The organism is Luteibacter sp. TLI7-4A (assembly GCF_056754745.1).
Genome location: NZ_JBPGWO010000001.1, coordinates 428,409 through 446,944 on the forward strand (window position 1 = coordinate 428,409; position 18,536 = coordinate 446,944).

Below are 18,536 nucleotides of genomic sequence, written 5' to 3' on the forward strand. Positions count from 1 at the left end.
CAACGAGCTCGCTCCCATGAAATTCTCTGAAAACTGGCTGCGCGAACTGGTCGCCATCGACGCGGATCGCGCGGCGCTGGTCCACGCGCTCACGATGTCCGGCCTGGAAGTGGAAGAGGTCACGCCCCTGGGCGAAGGCCTCGACGGTGTCGTCGTCGCCGAGATCGTCGAGGCGACGAAACATCCCGAAGCCGACCGGTTGCAGGTCTGCAAGGTGGATGCGGGGCAGGGCGAACCGCTGCAGATCGTCTGCGGCGCACCCAATGCCCGTGTCGGCATCCGCGTGCCGCTGGCCACCGTTGGCGCGACGCTGCCGGGTGGCATCCAGATCAAGGCGGCGAAGCTGCGCGGCGTCGAGTCGTACGGCATGCTCTGCTCGGCCAAGGAACTCGGCATCGACGCCGATGCCTCCGGGCTGCTCGAACTGCCGTCCGATGCGCCGGTCGGCAAGCCGCTGGCCGAATACATGGGCCTGCCCGACGCCAGCATCGAACTGAAGATCACGCCGAACCGACCCGACGTGCTCGGCCTGCATGGCCTCGCCCATGACGTGGCGGCGCTCTTCGGCAGCCATGTGAAGGCGATCGGGACGATGGACGCGCCGGTCACGGCCACGGCCTCCCGGCCCGTCAGGCTCGAAGCCGGAGCCGACGCGCCGCGTTACCTCGGCCGCGTGATCGAGGGCGTCGACGCCACCGCGCGGTCGCCGCTGTGGCTGGCCGAGCGCCTGCGTCGTTCTGGCATCCGTCCGATCAGCGCCATCGTCGACATCACCCAATACGTGATGCTGGAGCTGGGCCACCCCATGCACGCCTTCGACAACGACACCTTGTCCGGGTCCGTGGTGGTTCGGCACGCCGATGTCGGCGAGACCCTGAAACTGCTCGACGGCAGCGAGGCGACACTCGATCCCTCCTTCGTCGTCATCGCCGACGAAGCGCATGCGCTCGCCGTGGGCGGCGTGATGGGCGGCCTCGATTCGCGCGTGACCGACGCCACCCGGAACATCTTCCTGGAGGCCGCCCATTTCACTCCCTCGGCGATCATGGGGCGTGCCCGCAAGCTCGGACTGCACACGGACGCCTCGCACCGCTACGAGCGCGGCGTCGATCCGGCGCTGCCGAAGCGTGCGATGGAGCGGGCCACCGAATTGATCCTGGGCGTCGCAGGCGGGAAGGCCGGCCCGGTGACGGTCGCCGAGCGTCCGGAAGACCTGCGCGAGCACGTGCCGGTCCTGCTCCGTCATGCGCGTCTGCGCCGCGTGCTCGGTATCGAGGTCGCGGCCAGCGAGGTCGCCCGCATCTTCACCGCGCTCGGCATGGGCGTGGTCGAGGTCGCCGACGGCTGGCGCATCACGCCGCCGAGCAGCCGCTTCGACATCGAGCGTGAGGAGGACCTCATCGAGGAGGTCGCCCGTATCCACGGTTACGAGCGGATTCCCACCCACGCGCCCGCCGGCGAGATCGCCCTGCGCGCCGAGCCGGAAGCCCGTCTCACCGAAATGGCCTTGCGCGACCAGCTGGCCGCCCGCGGCTACTTCGAGGCCGTGACGTTGTCCTTCGTGAGCGCCGACCTTCTGAAGACCTGGGGCGTGGACAAGGACCAGGTTCCCCTGGCCAACCCGCTGTCGGCCGATCTCGCCGTCATGCGCACCTCGCTCCTGCCGGGCCTGGTCGAAGCGCTGCGGCACAACCGCGCGCGCCAGCAGGACCGCGTGCGCCTGTTCGAAGTCGCGCGCAGCTTCCACGCCACGGGCGGCGCACCCGATGAGATCGGCCGCGTCGCCGTCGTCGCCTCGGGTGGCGCGCGGGCGGAGCAATGGGGCGAGGCCTCGCGTACCGTCGACTTCTTCGACCTCAAGGGCGATCTCGACGCGCTGATCGCCCACACGGGCGAGCCGGCACGCTGGTCGGTGGACACCGCCGACCTGCCGTCGTGGCTGCACCCGGGGCGTGGCGCCCGCGTACTCCGCGATGGACGTCAGGCCGGCTTTCTGGGGGCGCTGCACCCGGCACTGGCCAAGGCGCTCGACCTCGGTCCGGACGTCCACGTGATGGAACTGGCGCTGGAGCCGATCCTGGCCCGGCGCCTGCCCAGCGCCAGCCGCGTCGCCCGTTTCCCCGCCGTTCGTCGCGATATCGCGGTGGAATTGCCGGAAGAAGTGTCCTGGGCATCGGTGGAGGCCGCCGTGCGGGGCGCACTGGGCGAGGTGCTCACGGAGATCCGCCTGTTCGACCGTTATGCGGGAAAGGGGATCGATGAAGGGCGAAAGAGTCTCGCTATGGGCTTGATTTTACAGGACGCTTCACGCACCCTTACCGACGACGATGCCGACGCTCGCGTGGCAGATGCGGTGGGGGCATTGGAGAAGACATGCAAGGCAAGACTGCGAGGATAAGATGGCGCTGACCAAGGCGGAAATGGCCGAGCGGCTTTTCCTCGACGTGGGCCTCAACAAGCGCGAGGCCAAGGAATTCGTGGACGCGTATTTCGAGGTCGTGCGCGAGGCACTGGAGCGGGGCGAGCAGGTGAAGTTGTCGGGGTTCGGCAATTTCGACCTTCGGCAGAAGAATCAGCGGCCCGGTCGGAACCCGAAGACCGGCGAGGAAATTCCCATCTCTGCCCGGCGGGTGGTCACCTTCCGTCCCGGCCAGAAACTCAAGGTAAGAGTCGAGGGCTATGCTGGATCCAGGGAATAACACCGAACTTCCGGCGATTCCGGCGAAGCGCTACTTCACCATCGGTGAGGTCAGCGAGCTTTGCGGCGTCAAGCCGCACGTCCTTCGCTACTGGGAGCAGGAGTTTCCCGCCCTCAAGCCCGTCAAGCGCCGCGGCAACCGCCGTTACTACCAGCGCCACGACGTGCTGATGATCCGCCAGATCCGTTCCCTGCTGTACGACGAGGGCTTCACCATCACGGGCGCCCGCGCCCGCCTGGAAGGCCCGCAGGCCCGCATGGAAGCCAGCATGTCGCATCAGATCGTCCGCCAGGTACGCCTGGAGCTCGAGGAAGTCCTGTCCCTCCTTCGTCGCTGATCCGCCTTCCGCAGATCGCGATGTTGCTGTTACAATCGTTCGCTCGTCGGGGTGTAGCGCAGCCTGGTAGCGCACTACGCTGGGGGTGTAGTGGTCGCGAGTTCGAATCTCGCCACCCCGACCATTATTCGAAAAGGCGTCCTTCGGGGCGCCTTTTTTCGTTGGCGTGGCTGGACATTGGTGCGAGGCGATCACCGTCGTAGTTCGCCTCACATGGCTACTCCGGCAAGTCGGCCCCGACTAGGCTGCGAGTCGTCGGCAAGCCCGCTCATGACGGGGGCTTGCCCTGTCTCGCTTCCGTACCCGCTGGATTTTCCGATGACTCAGCCTTCCCGTTTCGCGCGCGCCTGCCTCGCCGGCGCGCTGGCATGTGGCATTGCCGCAGCCCTTGTCACCGACGCCGCGTTCGCCGCGGCGCCGATGGTCCACACGCAGGCACCGGGCTATTACCGCCTGATGGTCGGCGATGTCGAGGTAACGGCCCTCAACGACGGCACGATCGACTTTCCGATGGAGCGGCTGTTGATCGGCATTTCGTCCGAGCAGATCGCGTCGGCATATCGCAAGGCGTTCCAGGCGCTGCCGGCCGAGTCGTCGATGAACCAGTTCCTCGTCAACACCGGCAGCAAGCTCGTGCTGGTGGACGCCGGCGCGGGCTCGTTCTACGGCCCGACCCTCGGCAATACGATCGATAATCTCAAGGCCTCGGGCTATTCGCCCGACCAGGTCGATGAGGTCGTTATCACGCATATGCACGCCGACCACATCGGCGGCCTGTTGCGGAATGGCGAACGCGCCTTTCCGAACGCGACCATCCGTCTCGACAAGACCGAGTACGACTTCTGGATGAACCCGGCCAATCGCGCGAAGGCGCCCGAAGGCGTACGGGTGAGCTTCGACGTCGCCCGGAAAGTCTTCGCGCCGTACATCGCCGCCGGCAAGGTGCAGGTCTTCAAGGGTGGCGCGGAGATCGTCCCGGGCATACGTGCCGTCGTCGCGCCAGGCCATACGCCGGGCCATAGCTTTTATGTCGTGGAAAGCAGGGGCGCCACCCTGGTGTTGTGGGGCGACCTGGTGCATTCCGCGGCGGTGCAGTTCCGCGATCCCTTCGTGCGTATCGCGTGGGACAGCGACAACCACGAAGCAAAGCGCGCCCGCGAAGCGGCGTTTGCCGATGCGGCGAAGAACGGTTATCTGATCGGGGCGGCGCACCTGCCGTTCCCCTCGTTCGGGCACATCGCGGAAGCGGAAGACGGCAAGGGCTATGTCTATGTCCCGCTGAACTACACGCAGAACCGCCCCGGCAGGTAATGAATCCCGTTATCCCTGGCCATTGTTCGAAACGGCGTCCTTTGCGGGAACGATGGCCAGGACGACCAGCACCAGCAGGACGGACAGGTTCAGCCATGCGAACCAGTTCCCCCAGCGCGCATACAGCGTTCGCGTCTGGCGCAGCGGAACGTCGCCAACGAGTTCCGCGTCGTGGTCTTCGCTCGACGCCTCGGCCACGACCCGCCCGTGATCGTCGCTGAGCGTGAGCCGCCCGAAACGAGCGACGCGTGCCACCGCGAAGCCGCCTTCCACGCCACGCATGATCGCCATGCGGCTGTGCAGCCATCCATCGGCGACGAAGTCCCACGCGGGCACCAGGAGCAGCTGTGCTTCCCGCGAGGCGTAGGCGATGCCGATATCCTGGAAATCCATGTCCTTGCAGATGGCCAGGCCGATCCGTGGCGCCCCTTGAAGCATCTGCTCGTGGCTGCCTGGCATGTACTTGTCTTCGAAACCCGGTATCAGGTGACGCTTGTTATAGGTAAACGGAACCGATGCCCCGGGCTGAAAGACCATCGCCATGTTGCGTTCGCCCTGTGGATCACCCTTGAAATCGACGGCGATGTTCAAGATGACGCCATGCTGCCGCGCGAGCTGGGCAAATGCCGGGATAGTCGCGTCGGCGGTGATGAAGGACGCTTCCGGTATGACGACCGCACGAGCGCCCTGATCGGCAAGACGCGCGATAGCGGTGCCATAACGGTCTTGGAGCGTGCGTCCCTCAGGCGTGTCCAACACGGCCTGATCCGTGTTCAACGCCACCAGTCCCACCCGCAACGTCGATAGGGCGGATGTGCCGAGGCCCTGGTATCCATAGATGAGAATGCTGGCCAGGAGCAGTGTCGCCGTGGCGGCGATGGCGGCACGGGCAGGGCGTGAAACGTGTGCCGCCCCCATGACGGCGACCGCGGAAGCGACCAGCATGATGATCGATCCGACGCCCCAGATGCCGGTGATCGCAACGATCTGGATGACGGGCAGCGCGTTCATCTGGGTGTAACCGATATCGAAGAACGTGCCATGCGGTGAGAGCACGCTGTTGATGTAGGCGAGGCACACCCAGAGGACAGGCACCGCGAGCGTCGCCGCGAACGGACGTTCGCGCTGGAGGAGTCGCTTATGGAGCAGCACGCACAGTGCGAAGAGCACGCCCGGCAGCACCGTGGCGTAGAGGACGATGCCGAGAGGAAGGCCGATGCGATCGTGCAGGTACGGCCATAGGCTGGACGACCCCGCCGAGAAGGCGAGAAGGGCGGCGGACATGCCCCACCGCGTGCGCACGCGCGACGCCAGCCATAGCACGGGTACGGCTGCTAACCATGTCGCCCACCAGCGCGGCTCCGTGCCACTTCCAAGCCACCAGCCGGTGGCGCTCAGCGCGGTCGCCGCCAACCAGGATCGCCATGCGAGGCGGTCAGGCCCTGATGCCATCGATCAATCTCCCCAGTGAGGCCAGGTAGAACGTGCGGAATTTCTTTTCGTCGTAGCTGAAGCGCCCGGCCCGATAGAGCGCGATGAGACCTTGCGCATGCGCCCACAGGTCCATCGCAAGATCCCATTCATCGCCATCGCGCAACGCATCCTTCGCCACGAGGTCGAGGACCGCGTCGGCGATCAGGTTAAGCGTGGGGGAGCGACGTGCGCGGAAATCCTCGGGAAAACGTCGCGCGTCGTCGCGACGCATCGCGAAAGCGTGGTCGAAAAGGTGGGGATGGATCAATCCGTACTCGAGGTAAGCGTCCAGCATCGCCAGCAAGCGTCGTCGCGGTTCGCGATGGCTCGCGGCACGGGTAGCCCAGTGGCGTGCGGCTGCCTCGAAGCTGTCGCTGGAAAGCCGCGCGAGCAAGGCCTCGCGATTGGGGAAATGACGGTATATCGCCATGGCCGAAAGACCCACTTCGGCACCCAGCCTTCGCATGGTGACGGCCTCGACGCCTTCGGCGTCCAGCAGCGCATGTGCGGCCACGAGAATCCGGCGGGCGGTGGCGGTCATGTTTACACTGTAAACTCGGCGGCCCCGTCCGCGCAATACCCGTACCGGTACCGACGGCACGGCCGGCCTCGCCCTCAAGCTCTCGTCTACTTCGCCGCTACACTTGCGAAGCCGCAAGGCCAGCCCGGGGGGCGCCATGAGCATCGAAGACATCATCCGCGAGGAGGACATCGGGGTGTACAAGACCCTGCTGGAGTCCACGCGTGCCATCCCCTGGAAGATCGACTGGGAGACCCTGCGCTTCGCCTACATAGGTCCGCAGATCGAGGAATTGCTGGGTTGGGCGCCACAGTCCTGGGTCACGGTGCAGGATTGGGCCGACCGCATGCACCCGGAAGATCGCGCATGGGTCTTCGACTTCTGCGTTGCCCAGTCGCAGGCCGGGGTCGACCACGAGGCTGATTATCGTGCGCTGCGCAAGGATGGCGAGTACGTCTGGATACGCGATGTGGTGCACGTGGTGCGGAATCCGGACGGAAGTCCGAATGCGCTGATCGGCTTCATGTTCGACATCAGCGAACGCAAGCGCACAGAAGAGCGCCTGCTCGACATGCAGCGCGAACTCGAGGAATTGTCGTTCAAGGACGGCCTTACCGGTGTCGCCAATCGACGTCGTTTCGACATGATCGTGGAAGGCGAATGGCGGGATGCGGTGGCCAGCAGGCAGGCCGTCTCGGTCGTCGTGCTCGACATCGACTTCTTCAAGCAATACAACGATCACTACGGGCACCTGGAAGGCGACGAGTGCCTTAAACGCGTGGCGGCGGCGCTTGCCGGCATCGTGCGCGGCCCGCGCGACCTGCTATGCCGGTTCGGCGGCGAGGAATTCGTGTTGCTGTTGCCGGGCACGGACGAAGCCAACGCCATGGCGTTGGCCTGGCGTTGCCTCGACCTCGTCGACAAGGCACTGATCCCCCATGAGGGCGTCGGAGCCGGAAAGCGCCTGACCCTGAGCGCGGGCGTGCACACCACCGTTCCCACGGAACGCGACGAAGTGCTGCCGTTCATCACGGTAGCCGACCGTCGCCTGTACCTCGCGAAGGAACGTGGACGCGCCCGTGTCGTCGCCGATGGCGGCCTTTAAAAGCTATTTCAGGCTCGGCTTCGCCCTCGTGTTTTGCCTGGCCGCGAGGTGGGGGGGCTGTGAAAGCGGAGGTCAGTTGCGGCGACGCGGCAGGTTTTCGCAAGCACCCATCGCCGCTGAAGCGGCTCCCCCTGCCTCGCCGCAGAAAAACCGATGGCGAAGCCGAGCCCGGCGCCGCACTCAGTAAAGCGCGCGAGCCCGCAAAGTGCCCTCGATCGCCGCCAGTTCGTTACGCAACGCGGCGGCATGTTCTTCAGTGGTGGTGACATCGATCACGACGTAGCCGACCTGCGACGAGGTTTGCAGGTACTGGCCGTCGATGTTCACCGCGGCACGCGAGAACACCTCGTTCACCCGCGAGAGCACGCCCGGGATGTTGCGGTGGATATGCAGCAGGCGGCGGCTGGTCGGGTGCCCCGGCAGCGACACCTCGGGGAAGTTCACGGCCGACAGCGTGCTGCCGTTGTCGCTGTAGCGAACCAGCTTGGAGGCGACCTCGATGCCGATGTTCTCCTGGGCCTCGGCCGTGCTGCCGCCGACGTGTGGGGTCAGGATCACATTGTCCATGCCGACCAGCGGGGAGACGAAGGGATCGTCGTTGCCCTTGGGCTCGACAGGGAAGACGTCGATCGCCGCGCCGGCGAGATGCTTCGAACGCAAGGCGGTGGCCAGCGCGTCGATGTCGACGACCGTGCCTCGCGAGGCATTCACCAGCATGGAGCCGGGGCGCATGCGTGCGATTTCCGCCGCGCCGATGAGGTTTCGCGTCTGCGGCGTTTCGGGCACGTGCAGCGTCACCACGTCGGCGCGTTCGAGCAGGTCGTCGAGGCTCGCCGCCGGACGGGCATTGCCGAGCGAAAGCTTCGCTTCGACATCGTGGAAGATCACGCGCATGCCCAGCGATTCCGCCAGTACGCCCACCTGGGTACCGATGTGGCCGTAACCGACGATGCCCAGCACCTTGTCGCGTACCTCGAAGCTGCCCGCCGCCGACTTCGACCAGCCACCGCGATGGCATTCGGCGTTCTTCTCGGGGATGCGACGGACCAGCATGATCGTCTCGGCGATGACCAGTTCGGCGACGCTGCGGGTATTGGAGTAGGGGGCGTTGAACACCGGTACGCCCAATCGCTCGGCCTCGGCCGTATCGACCTGGTTGGTGCCGATGCAGAAGCAACCCACCGCGATCAGGCGCCGTGCCTCGGCCAGGACGCCGGCGGTGAGGTGGGTGCGTGAGCGGATGCCGACGATGTGCGCGTCCGCGATGCGCTCGCGAAGTTCGTCCTCGGGCAGCGACTTCTCGTGGAATTCGATCTGTGAGTAGCCGGCCTGACGGAAGGTATCCAGGGCGCTCCGGCTGACGCCTTCGAGCAGCAACACCTTGATGTCTTCTTTCGGGTACGACGTGCGCTTCATGGTCCGGGGCGATCCTGAGGGGAAGACTCCACTATGCCAGATACCCGGGGCGGGGCGGACCATGGACGGTCGCCGTCTCTGCTGGCACGCTGGGGGCCCTGCCGAGCGAACCGCCCCATGACCGATCCGCGCCTGTCCGAGCTTGCCCGCTTTTTGCCCGAGCTGAAGATATCGACCGACCCAGGCGACCTGGAGCACCACGGTCGCGACTGGACCCGGCGCTGGACGCCGGTCCCGCTGGCGATCGCCTGGCCTTCGTCCATCGAAGAGGTGCAAGGCGTCGTGCGCTGGGCAAATGCGCAGGGAGTCGCCGTCGTGCCTTCGGGGGGCCGTACCGGCCTGTCGGGCGGTGCCGTGGCGGCGAGCGGGGAGCTGGTGCTCAGCCTCGACCGGATGAACCGCGTGCTCGGTTTCGACCCGATCGACCGCACGCTGACGGTGCAGCCGGGGATCGCACTGGAAGCGGTACACAATGCCGCGCGTGAGCGGGGGCTGCTCTACCCGGTGGATTTCGCCGCCCGTGGGTCGTGCCAGATCGGCGGCAATATCGCCACAAACGCCGGCGGCATCCGGGTGATCCGCTATGGCAATACCCGGCAGTGGGTCGCCGGGCTCAAGGTGGTGACGGGCACGGGCGATGTGCTCGACCTCAATCGTGGCCTCGTCAAGAACGCTTCAGGCTACGACCTTCGCCACCTCGTCATCGGCTCGGAAGGTACCCTCGGCATCGTGGTCGAGGCCACCTTGTCGCTCACCTCGCCGCCGCCGCCCTCGCAGGTGATGCTGCTGGCGGTGCCCGCGATGGATGCGCTGATGAAGGTCTTTGCGGAAGCGCGGCACCGCCTTCGCCTGGAAGCCTTCGAGTTCTTCACCGACAGGGCGTTGCACCATGTGCTCGCGCACGGCGCGCAGCGGCCGTTCGACGAGGCACACCCTTTCTATGTGGTCACCGAGTTCGACGTGGCCGACGAGCGTGCCGAAGCCGATGCGCTGGCCTTCTTCGAGTTCTGCCTCGGTGAAGGCTGGGTAGTCGATGGCGCGATCAGTTCGAGCGAAGGGCAGGCCGCCGCCTTGTGGCGCTTGCGCGAAGGCATCACGGAAAGCCTCGCGCCGCACAAGCCTTACAAGAACGATGTGTCGGTGCGGATCTCCGCCGTGCCGGCGTTCATGGCGGAAATGCAGGACCTGCTGTCCGCCGAGTACCCGCATTTCGACGTCGTCTGGTTCGGCCACATCGGCGATGGAAACCTGCATATCAATGTGCTGAAGCCGGCGGATCTCGACAACGCGGCGTTCGTCGAACAATGCGAGCACGTGACCTCGATGCTGGTGGAGACCCTCGCACGGCACGGCGGCTCGATTTCCGCCGAGCACGGTATCGGGCTGGTGAAGAAGCCCTGGCTCGGCAGCGTCCGCAGCGAGGCCGAGATCGCCCTGATGCGCGGGATCAAGGCGGTGTGGGACCCCAACGGCATCATGAATCCCGGGAAGCTCTTGTAAGGGCGGCATCCGCTGTGGTGGGAGCCGGCCTTGTGGTGGGAGCCGACCCTGTCGGCGATGGGTGCTTGCCGTAACCTGGCCCGCTGCCGCGGGATCGCCGACAAAGTCGGCTCCCACCAGGTTGCATCGAACTGGCCCGCTGCCGCGGGATCGCCGACAGGGTCGGCTCCCACCAGGTTGCATCGAGCTGGCCCGTTGTCGCGGGATCGCCGACAAGGTCGGCTCCCACCAGGTTGCATCGAGCTGGCCCGTTGTCGCGGGATCGCCGACAGGGTCGGCTCCCACCGGAGCCGGCGGAGCGCGGCTTTGTGGGAGCCGCTTCAGCGGCGATGGACGTGTGGCATCCCGCGTCGCGCCCGGTTAGCCTTCCCTTCTTCCCCAAACTCCGCAGGACCCCGCCTCATGGCCCAGGATTCCCCCGCCCTCTACCCGGCGATCGAGCCGTACAACAGCGGCATGCTCAAGGTGTCGCCGCTGCACACCCTCTACTACGAGGAAAGCGGCAACCCGAAGGGCAAGCCGGTGGTGTTCCTCCATGGGGGCCCGGGCGGCGGCACGAACCCGCGTTGCAGGCGCTTCTTCGACCCGGCGAAATACCGCATCGTGCTGTTCGACCAGCGCGGGTGTGGCAAATCCACGCCGCACGCGGAACTGACCGACAACACCACCTGGGATCTGGTCGCGGACATTGAACGCGTCCGTGAGCACCTGGGTATCGAAAAGTGGCAGGTCTTCGGTGGCTCGTGGGGATCGACGCTGGCGCTGGCGTATGCCGAGACCCATCCCGAACGCGTCTCCGAACTCGTGCTGCGCGGCATCTTCATGCTTCGCCGTTCCGAACTGGAGTGGTTCTACCAGGAGGGTTGCAACCAGCTATACCCCGATGCCTGGGAAACCTACCTTGCCGCGATTCCCCAAGCGGAGCACGGCGATCTCATCAGCGCCTACCACCGCCGCCTGACAAGTGCCGACCCGGCGGTGCGCCTCGCCGCGGCGCGTGCCTGGTCGGTGTGGGAAGGCGCGACGAGTTATCTCTATCAGGACCCGGCCCATATCGCCTCCAGTGGCGAGGACGAATTCGCCCTCGCCTTCGCGCGCATCGAGTGTCACTACTTCGTCAACGCGGGTTTCTTCGAGGTCGATGGGCAGTTGTTGCGTGACGCACACAAGATCCGCCACATCCCCACGGTCATCGTGCAGGGCCGCTACGACGTGGTCTGCCCGGCGCGCAGCGCATGGGACTTGCACCGGACCCTCCCGGACGCGGACCTGCGCATCGTCCAGGATGCCGGGCATTCGGCGTTCGAGCCTGGCATCACCAGGGAACTGGTCGCCGCGACCGATCGTTTCGCCGCCTGACGAAGACCTTACCGCGGCGTTTCGCCGGGCACGTCCCGGCGAAACAGTCCCAGCAGGCGCCGACCGACGCCGGCGGGCCTCGACCGTGGCCCAGCACGACCGCCTTCGATGGGCAGGACTCCGAGTGTCTGGTAAGGCGAATGGTCGATGTGACCAAGACGAATCTTCGTCGTCCGGTAACGCAGGACACGTCCCGCATTGCGCCAGATGAGGTCGGCCGGGATATCCACGAAGAGCCACGGTTCCATCCCGCCGTCGATGACGACCTCGATCGTGGCGGATGTCGCGGACGTGTTCCCGAGCAGTGTGACGACCAACCGCTCGCCCGGAGCTAATCGCAAGACGGCGTTCTGCACGCTGAGCCAGGGTGGCTGGTCGGCGGGGCATTCGATCAGGTTGGCGTTGTCTTCCCTGCGTTTCATCGAGCACGCATAGGAATAGAAAATGCGTGGAACATAGGCACTGATGGAGATCTCGCTCGACGGTGAATGGCGAGGCGCCTCGATGTTTCGCTCGATGGAATAGTAAAGCCAGCCATGCTTGTCCTGTGCGTAGTCCAGGAACCATGGCGGTATGCGGCGAAGCAGGTCGAACCCTTCGAGGTCGGCATCGACGAGGATGCTCTCTTTCCAGGCCACCACGCCTTCCGCGACGCGAAGGACGAACGTGACGAGGTCGCCTTCCATGATATCGGCGCTGGCGGGAATGCGTGCGAACGGACCGGAGGGAAACCTTGCCCGATCGAGCGGCCCGGACGGCACGCCGTCGATCGTCGGCATGGCGAGCAGGGGATCGGGGCGAGGCAGTGGGTCGGTGGCGGCCTTGCGTCGAATCGTGATCCGCCGCCTCGGCGAACGGCCGACAATGGTCTCGAAACCGTCATCCCCTTCCTTGATCGCCAGGCAATAAAGATGGCAGTCGCTGTCGCCGTGGCGTTCCAGGATCTCGCGGGAAATCGTTCCATCGACAACGGAGCCGTCGCCCGCCGGATAGGCCTCCGTCCCGGAATCGGCCAGATAGAACCTGACGACGGCCCCTTCGGTCTGTGCCTGATTGATCACGGAGACGGCGAGGCCTTGGCCGGGTTCGAGCTGATCGAGTATCACTTCGTCGCCGCTCAGTTCGTCGGTGCGCACCGGCGTCAGCAGTTCGGTAGCCCGGGTGACCGTCACTTCGTAGTCGGCGAACGGATACTGGATATATCCGCTCTTGCGGACGATCGCGGCGCGGAGCAGCATGCGATCGCCATAGTTGGCCACGATGAGTTCGTGGGCGAACCGTGCCCGCACGGGCAATCCCGCGTTGGCAGCCGTGACAGGAAGGCTAAAGAGCGTGGAAGCGGCCTCGATCATCGAGGAACCGAGCTGGCTGACGACACCCCTCAGCGAAATGACGACCTCGTCGCCCTCGACCAGTGACATGGCGATGTCATCCGGCAATCGTGCCTCGAACCATGGGGCATCGTGGGCGATGACGTCGGTCGGACCGCCGTCCTGGTCGTAGACCTGCAAGAACGAGAAGGCAGGATGGTCTCGCACCGTGAATGTGGCGGAGTACGACATCTCGTCGACATCGGAGCCGGCGCGGCGGAGGACGTAGTGTGTGGTGATGTCGTAGGCATTGGCAGCGACGAGCACGAGGAACGGAACGCGAAAGACGCAGGCTTCGCCAGCCGCCGCCAGTGTCCGCCGGCTCGTCCAGTGGCTGTCGTTCGATGGACCGCCCGTCCAGGTCAGCGTGAGTTCGTCGCCTGGCGCGCTGTCCGCATGGAGGGGAATCCTCACCGTCGGGCCCAGCGGCATCATGTCCGGTCGCAGATAGTCGCCGTCCGCTTCATCCACCGTGGGTGCAGCCAGGGTTCCGTCCGTATAGATGACCATCGTCGCTCTCCATGCGTGGCGAGACCCGTCTCCAGACGGGTGGGAGTGCCATCGTGCGCGTCCGCCATGACGGCTTCCATATGGCTTTCGCTGTAGGTGCGCGATGCGCACGTCGGGTTCGCGCGTCCGTGGTCGCCCAAGCCTACGCCTGAGCGTCGACGTGCAACGCCCTGAATGGCGTGTGTTCGATGTAGCGCCCACGGATCTTTGTTACGCGATAGAAAATGTCGTGGCCGGCATTGTCCCGGATGACGGCCGCTGGCACCGGCAGCGTCCACCGGGAATCCGGTTCCGTATCGATCGTGCTCTCGATGACCGTGGACGCTTCAATGGTGGCCCCCCGCAGCATGACGACGAGGCGATCATGTAGTGCGAGTCCGAGGAAGTTGCCTTCCACGACCAGTAGCAGGGTAGCATCGGGAGGGCAGTGAATCAGCGCCTCGCCCTCCAGGCTTTCCCTCATCGAGCAAGCCAGGTGGTACAAAGAGCGAGGAGCGTATTCCCTGATCGTGACCTCAAGCCTCGGCGAGAATCGCCGCTCGCCTGCCACGCTCTCGACCGAATAGTAGAGCGATGGCATCGCGTATCGATAATAGGCCACGTTCGCCATGGGGATCCTGCGAACGACGTCCATGCCGACAGGGTCCCCGATGGTGCTCGAGTTCTCCCACGTCAGCAAGCCAGCGGGCGTGTGAAATCGGTACGTGACGATGTCTCCCGTTGCAATTCCCGCCTGCGCGCGAATGCGTGCGAAGGGTCCGCCCGGGAAATGCGCCTGGTCGATGGGACCCTGTATGTATCCATCGATGGACGGTGCTTCCAGGGATACATCGGCTTCGGGGAAGGGAGGAACCGTTCGGCTGTGCCGTATGGTCATGTGCCGTCGCAGGGAGCGTTCGATGACAATCTCCTGGGCATCGCTCCCTTTCACTGCAAGGCAGTAGAGATAGCCGTTGGTGCTGGCCTGACGATGCAACTCGTCGTTGGGGATCAGCCCCTCCACGAGCTTTCCTTCCCTTGCCGGGATGGGGCTTGTTCTGTATTCGCCCAGGCAGAACCGGATGTGCGTACCCTTCATTTCCGCCTGGTACGGAATGGACACGGCGAGGCCTTCTTCGAATCCCGGTCGGTCCAGGAAAACTTCATCCTCATGCAGTTGCGCCGTCAGTACCTTGCCCAGGGACACGGGTTCTTGCGTGATCGTCAGTGTGACGTTGGTCTCCGCGTGCTGGACGTATCCATTCGCGCGAACGATCGCGCAGTCCAGCAACAGCGTATTGCCATGATTGGCCACGACGATGTGCCTGCCGAACCGGTGGCGGACAGGGTGCTGCGCACTATCCTCGTCAAAGCGGATAGTCGCCGCTTCCGAGGTGGCCAGGATGGTCGTCGACGCGAACAGGTCCATGGTGCGGAGCCAGAAGACGATCTCGTCGCCTTGCTGAAGGGAAATGCTCACTTCTTCCGGGAGTTCCGCCTCGAACCATTCGGCCGCATGATCGATGACGGACGTTGGCAACCCGTTCTGGTCCCGCACCTGGATGGTACGTATGGGCGGATGATTCCGCACCATGTAAGTAGCCGTGTCCGACGGCTCATCGATATCGCTGCCCTGTCGCCTCAGGACATAACCCGTGACGGCTTCGTACGCTTCGGCGGCTGCGAGCACCAGGGCGGGAACGTGGAAGACGATATCGTCGTCGATCGTGTCGATCACCTTCTGTTCCGTCCAGCGACCATCGCTCGTTGGCCCGCCCGTCCAGGTCAACGTGATCGTGTCGCCGATCGCGGTTCTGTCGTAGCCAGGGATGTATACGCTGGGACCCAGCGGAATCATGTCAGGCCGGAGAAAGGCACCGTCCGCCTCCTTCACGGAAGGCGCGATCAGCAGGGCTTTCGTAGAGGGCGTCATGTTCGCAGTCCTTGCGAGAAAGTGCTTTCGCCGTCATGGCGGCAAGCATCATCCTTTCAGTTACGCGTGACCCGTTCCATATCGCTTTGGTTGTAGGGGCGAAGGACACCTGGCTTCGCCGCTGAAGCGGCGAGAAGGCGCCCGGCCGAAGCCGGGCGCCTTTTCATCAGAACAGGCTCAGCGGCAGCGCGATCATGTCGACCACGAAACCGTCGTGGTCCGACGAGCCGATAGCCTTGTGCACGTCGGTGGCCGACGCCGAATCGTCCAGCGTCTGTACCGGCGCATCGAGGTTGCCGCGGCCGTACTTCATCTGCAGGAACAGGCCCTGCGCGACCGTGTTGAGCAGCGCGTGGTCGAGCACCTGGTGGGTCGGTACCTGGCGCGGGCTCTGGCCCTGGATGTTGCCGAAGTTCTCCGTGAACAGGAACGAATAACGGTCATCCGGCGGCACCGAATTCACGGCGTTCCAGAGCGCGGGCTTCACCAGGTTCGTGCCGAGCTTCAGCAGGTTCTGGCTGTCGTCGTAACGGCCGGAGATCAGGCCGACGACATCGGTGAAGCCGTCGCTGAACTGGTAGGCGTTGAAGTCGCCAACCACCAGCAGGGGAGCGAGCAGGTTCTTCCGATCGGTCTGGATCGCCTGCACCTGGGTCGCCAGCGATCGGGCTTGCAGGAAGCGCTTCTGGCGGTCGCGATCGGCCGTGCTGCCGGTCTTGTCCACGTTCTGCCGTGCCTTCGGATGGACCGAGATCACGTTGATGCGCATCCGGCCGACGATCGAGGGCACTTCCGCGGTCAGCAGCAGCGGCGGGTGGTCGTGGACGAAGGCCGTCTGGCCCTGGTCCTGCCATGTCTCGTCGGCACCGAGCTGACGGACGTCGAGCACGCGCACGCGGTCGGTGCGGACGAGGAAGCCCACGTTGATGCCGCTGGGGTCGTGGCCCGGCTGCAGGATCGCCTCATACTGGGCCGGATAATCGTCGCCCAGCTGTTTGGCGAGGCCCTGCAACACCTGCAGGCTCTTCACTTCCTCCACCGAGAGGATGTCCGGCAGCTTCAGTACGCCGCCGATATAGGCCGACAGGCGCTGGGTCTTCAGCTTCACCTCGTCCGCCGTCGGCTCGGTATCGCCGCCGCTGCAGGTGAAGGTCGTGTTGAAGTCCGTATCGCAGAAACGCTCGGTGTTCAGCGCGCCGATACGCACGGCGTAGAACGGACGCGAATCGACGGCACGCGGCAACGTCGCCGCCTTCTTGATGTCGATCTTGGTCGGGATGAAGGTGTACATGCCGAAGGCGTACGACATCACGCCTTCCGCGCGGAAGGTGGTGCCCGCGTTGAACGGCGTGTCGGGCGCGACGGCACCGAAGTCGGCGGTGTTCATCTTGAACACCTGCGGATTGCCCGACCAGTTCGGCAGGTTCACGCCATCCGGCACGGGAACGGTGTAGCGCACGCCCGGCTCGCGCAGGGATCGCTTGCCGTTGGCGGTCACGTAGACCTCGGCGAACGGCTCATTGCTGAAGCGCAGGTTGCCCGTGGTGATCATGCCGTTGTCGATCGTGACGCGCATGCCGACATAGCACTGGAAGTTCGTCTCGCCGCAGGACAGGGCGTTCGGGTCCGACGACGGCACGTTGTTGCCGAACGTCACCGCCTTGGGCAGGCGGGCGCCGTGCATCGTGGTGGTGATCGTGGCGTTCTTCAGTTCCGGCAGGTTGAAATAGTTGTCGACCGTCGCCTCGACGTCGACCACGTCGCCGGCCTTCACACCGGGCGCACCGCTGGTGAAGACGTAGATGCCGTTCGAGGTCAGGCGATCGTCGTCCGCGCGGTCGTCGGGCGTCTGGATCGTGAAGCCGGCCGGCCCCACCGCGGTGACGACATTGCCATGCGTGGAAACCCGCTTGCCGACGAGCGGCGACACCTGGCCACGGCCGGTGACCTGCCAGATCTCGGCGGCGATGGGGATCTCGTTGAGGATGGCGCCGATGGCCGAGCCCTTGGCGATCGTCACGTCGCCGCCGGAGACGTCCGACAGGTTCACGCGGAACGCCTTGTCCGGACCGGCCGCCTTGGCGCCGTGCACGGTGACCTCGACGGTGCCGCTGGTGGCACCGGCCGGAATGGTCAGCGTGGTGTCCACGGCATCGTAGTCGCCCGCGGCGACGGTGGCGGTGTCGTCGGCGGTCGCGGCATGGACGGTGACGTCGGCCGGAGCCGGCTCGCTCAGCGATACCGTGAACGGCATCCGCTGGTCGTCGCCGTTGCGCACGCTGATCGTCGCGTCGGCGATCGACAGGCTCCGTCCCAGCACCGCGCACGGAGACGTGCTGGCGCGGGGTGCGGTCGGGGCGACCTTGACCCAGTCGGCCGAGTTGTCACCGGTGGATTGCGGCAAGCCGTTGCCGGTGGTCTTGCGGGCGTAGCCCTGGTCGGTGTTCGAACTGCCGAGGCTGGCCAACGGCGTACCCAGCTTATAAGCCGAGCCGGCGCCGAGACCGACCTGGTCGATCGTCGCACCCGATCCGTCGAGCAGGGCGATGCCGCCGTCGTCGGTGACGCCGGTCGAATACTTGATGTCCGGCACGACGCTGCCGGAGTAACCCGAGCTGGCGCCGTTGGCCAGCAGCAGGAAGCAGCCCGGCGCCACCGTGGTGCCGGCGGGAAGGGTCAGGCGCGTGCCCGTGGTGCCGCTCGCGTTCGAGGCGTTGAGCTTGTAGCCCGAGACGTCCAGCGGTGTGGCGCCGGTGTTCTGCAGCTCCACGAATTCATCGTTGCCGCCGGATGGCCCGCGGACGCGAAACTGGGTGATGGATAGATCGGCCGCCTGCAACGGAAGTACGGCGGTGAGTCCTGCCAGCGCTGCCCAGATGGCGCGCCGTGACGTGGTCGAACGCATTCGATGTCCCCTCGAGTCGTTGATGATTGCGACCCGAAAGCACGCGCCATCCCCTGACGTGGCGTTCCCCTGCCGGTTCGCTCGCGGAGTGTGCCTCAGTTTTATGACAGCGGGATGTG

13 protein-coding genes and 1 tRNA gene are annotated in these 18,536 nt (G+C 65.4%); 8 read left to right on the forward strand and 6 right to left on the reverse strand.

All coding sequences use genetic code 11. The features are described from left to right. Positions 1-16: 16 nt before the first annotated feature. From pheT to ACR9Y6_RS01980, 5 genes are all read left to right on the forward strand, one after another. Positions 17-2,398, forward strand: coding sequence for a phenylalanine--tRNA ligase subunit beta (gene pheT, locus ACR9Y6_RS01960; protein WP_481279751.1), 2,382 nt, complete (start codon positions 17-19; stop codon positions 2,396-2,398). 1 nt (position 2,399) lies between these two features. Then, complete coding sequence (gene ihfA, locus ACR9Y6_RS01965; RefSeq protein ID WP_036114917.1) at positions 2,400-2,699, forward strand: integration host factor subunit alpha; 300 nt, start codon at positions 2,400-2,402, stop codon at positions 2,697-2,699. Next, positions 2,680-3,036: a MerR family transcriptional regulator gene (locus ACR9Y6_RS01970; protein ID WP_306850338.1), complete on the forward strand. Its 357-nt coding sequence runs from the start codon at positions 2,680-2,682 to the stop codon at positions 3,034-3,036. Before ihfA ends, ACR9Y6_RS01970 begins: the two co-directional genes overlap by 20 nt. Positions 3,037-3,083: 47 nt before the next feature. After that, positions 3,084-3,160, forward strand: a tRNA-Pro gene (locus ACR9Y6_RS01975). A gap of 194 nt (positions 3,161-3,354) precedes the next feature. Next, positions 3,355-4,347, forward strand: a complete 993-nt coding sequence (locus ACR9Y6_RS01980) for an MBL fold metallo-hydrolase (RefSeq protein ID WP_481279752.1) — start codon at positions 3,355-3,357, stop codon at positions 4,345-4,347. A 9-nt stretch (positions 4,348-4,356) separates the two neighbouring features. Here ACR9Y6_RS01980 and ACR9Y6_RS01985 read toward each other — a convergent pair whose 3' ends face one another. Continuing rightward, positions 4,357-5,799 (reverse strand): nitrilase-related carbon-nitrogen hydrolase, encoded by a 1,443-nt coding sequence (locus tag ACR9Y6_RS01985; protein ID WP_481279753.1) that lies wholly within the window; start codon positions 5,797-5,799, stop codon positions 4,357-4,359. After that, positions 5,783-6,361, reverse strand: a complete 579-nt coding sequence (locus ACR9Y6_RS01990) for a TetR/AcrR family transcriptional regulator (RefSeq protein WP_481279754.1) — start codon at positions 6,359-6,361, stop codon at positions 5,783-5,785. Before ACR9Y6_RS01990 ends, ACR9Y6_RS01985 begins: the two co-directional genes overlap by 17 nt. A gap of 136 nt (positions 6,362-6,497) precedes the next feature. Here ACR9Y6_RS01990 and ACR9Y6_RS01995 point away from each other — a divergent pair, with 136 nt between their 5' ends. Then, positions 6,498-7,445, forward strand: a complete 948-nt coding sequence (locus ACR9Y6_RS01995) for a GGDEF domain-containing protein (RefSeq protein ID WP_481279755.1) — start codon at positions 6,498-6,500, stop codon at positions 7,443-7,445. Positions 7,446-7,625: 180 nt separating this feature from the next. Here ACR9Y6_RS01995 and serA read toward each other — a convergent pair whose 3' ends face one another. Continuing rightward, positions 7,626-8,861, reverse strand: coding sequence for a phosphoglycerate dehydrogenase (serA, locus tag ACR9Y6_RS02000; protein ID WP_481279756.1), 1,236 nt, complete (start codon positions 8,859-8,861; stop codon positions 7,626-7,628). A gap of 117 nt (positions 8,862-8,978) precedes the next feature. On the opposite strand from serA, the gene ACR9Y6_RS02005 reads away from it, so the two are divergent. After that, positions 8,979-10,361 (forward strand): FAD-binding oxidoreductase, encoded by a 1,383-nt coding sequence (locus ACR9Y6_RS02005; protein ID WP_481279757.1) that lies wholly within the window; start codon positions 8,979-8,981, stop codon positions 10,359-10,361. A 402-nt stretch (positions 10,362-10,763) separates the two neighbouring features. After that, complete coding sequence (pip, locus tag ACR9Y6_RS02010; RefSeq protein ID WP_481279758.1) at positions 10,764-11,720, forward strand: prolyl aminopeptidase; 957 nt, start codon at positions 10,764-10,766, stop codon at positions 11,718-11,720. Between the two features lie 8 nt (positions 11,721-11,728). Here the strand turns inward: pip and ACR9Y6_RS02015 are convergent, their stop codons facing one another. The 3 genes from ACR9Y6_RS02015 to ACR9Y6_RS02025 all read right to left on the reverse strand — a co-directional run bounded on the left by ACR9Y6_RS02015 (position 11,729) and on the right by ACR9Y6_RS02025 (position 18,417). Then, positions 11,729-13,600: a hypothetical protein gene (locus tag ACR9Y6_RS02015; protein ID WP_481279759.1), complete on the reverse strand. Its 1,872-nt coding sequence runs from the start codon at positions 13,598-13,600 to the stop codon at positions 11,729-11,731. 142 nt (positions 13,601-13,742) lie between these two features. Further along, positions 13,743-15,512, reverse strand: coding sequence for a hypothetical protein (locus ACR9Y6_RS02020; RefSeq protein ID WP_481279760.1), 1,770 nt, complete (start codon positions 15,510-15,512; stop codon positions 13,743-13,745). Between the two features lie 166 nt (positions 15,513-15,678). Further along, entirely contained in the window at positions 15,679-18,417 is a 2,739-nt protein-coding gene (locus ACR9Y6_RS02025; protein WP_481279761.1) for a lamin tail domain-containing protein, read from the reverse strand. Positions 18,418-18,536 lie beyond the last annotated feature (119 nt).

Bases quoted from the DNA above. Each gene is read 5' to 3' on its own strand.
- ACR9Y6_RS01980 (WP_481279752.1), top strand. From the start codon at position 3,355: ATGACTCAGCCTTCCCGTTTCGCGCGCGCCTGCCTCGCCGGCGCGCTG.
- ihfA (WP_036114917.1), top strand. From the start codon at position 2,400: ATGGCGCTGACCAAGGCGGAAATGGCCGAGCGGCTTTTCCTCGACGTG.
- pip (WP_481279758.1), top strand. From the start codon at position 10,764: ATGGCCCAGGATTCCCCCGCCCTCTACCCGGCGATCGAGCCGTACAAC.
- pheT (WP_481279751.1), top strand. From the start codon at position 17: ATGAAATTCTCTGAAAACTGGCTGCGCGAACTGGTCGCCATCGACGCG.
- ACR9Y6_RS02005 (WP_481279757.1), top strand. From the start codon at position 8,979: ATGACCGATCCGCGCCTGTCCGAGCTTGCCCGCTTTTTGCCCGAGCTG.
- ACR9Y6_RS02015 (WP_481279759.1), bottom strand. From the start codon at position 13,600: ATGGTCATCTATACGGACGGAACCCTGGCTGCACCCACGGTGGATGAA.
- ACR9Y6_RS01985 (WP_481279753.1), bottom strand. From the start codon at position 5,799: ATGGCATCAGGGCCTGACCGCCTCGCATGGCGATCCTGGTTGGCGGCG.
- ACR9Y6_RS01970 (WP_306850338.1), top strand. From the start codon at position 2,680: ATGCTGGATCCAGGGAATAACACCGAACTTCCGGCGATTCCGGCGAAG.
- ACR9Y6_RS02025 (WP_481279761.1), bottom strand. From the start codon at position 18,417: ATGCGTTCGACCACGTCACGGCGCGCCATCTGGGCAGCGCTGGCAGGA.
- serA (WP_481279756.1), bottom strand. From the start codon at position 8,861: ATGAAGCGCACGTCGTACCCGAAAGAAGACATCAAGGTGTTGCTGCTC.
- ACR9Y6_RS02020 (WP_481279760.1), bottom strand. From the start codon at position 15,512: ATGACGCCCTCTACGAAAGCCCTGCTGATCGCGCCTTCCGTGAAGGAG.
- ACR9Y6_RS01995 (WP_481279755.1), top strand. From the start codon at position 6,498: ATGAGCATCGAAGACATCATCCGCGAGGAGGACATCGGGGTGTACAAG.
- ACR9Y6_RS01990 (WP_481279754.1), bottom strand. From the start codon at position 6,361: ATGACCGCCACCGCCCGCCGGATTCTCGTGGCCGCACATGCGCTGCTG.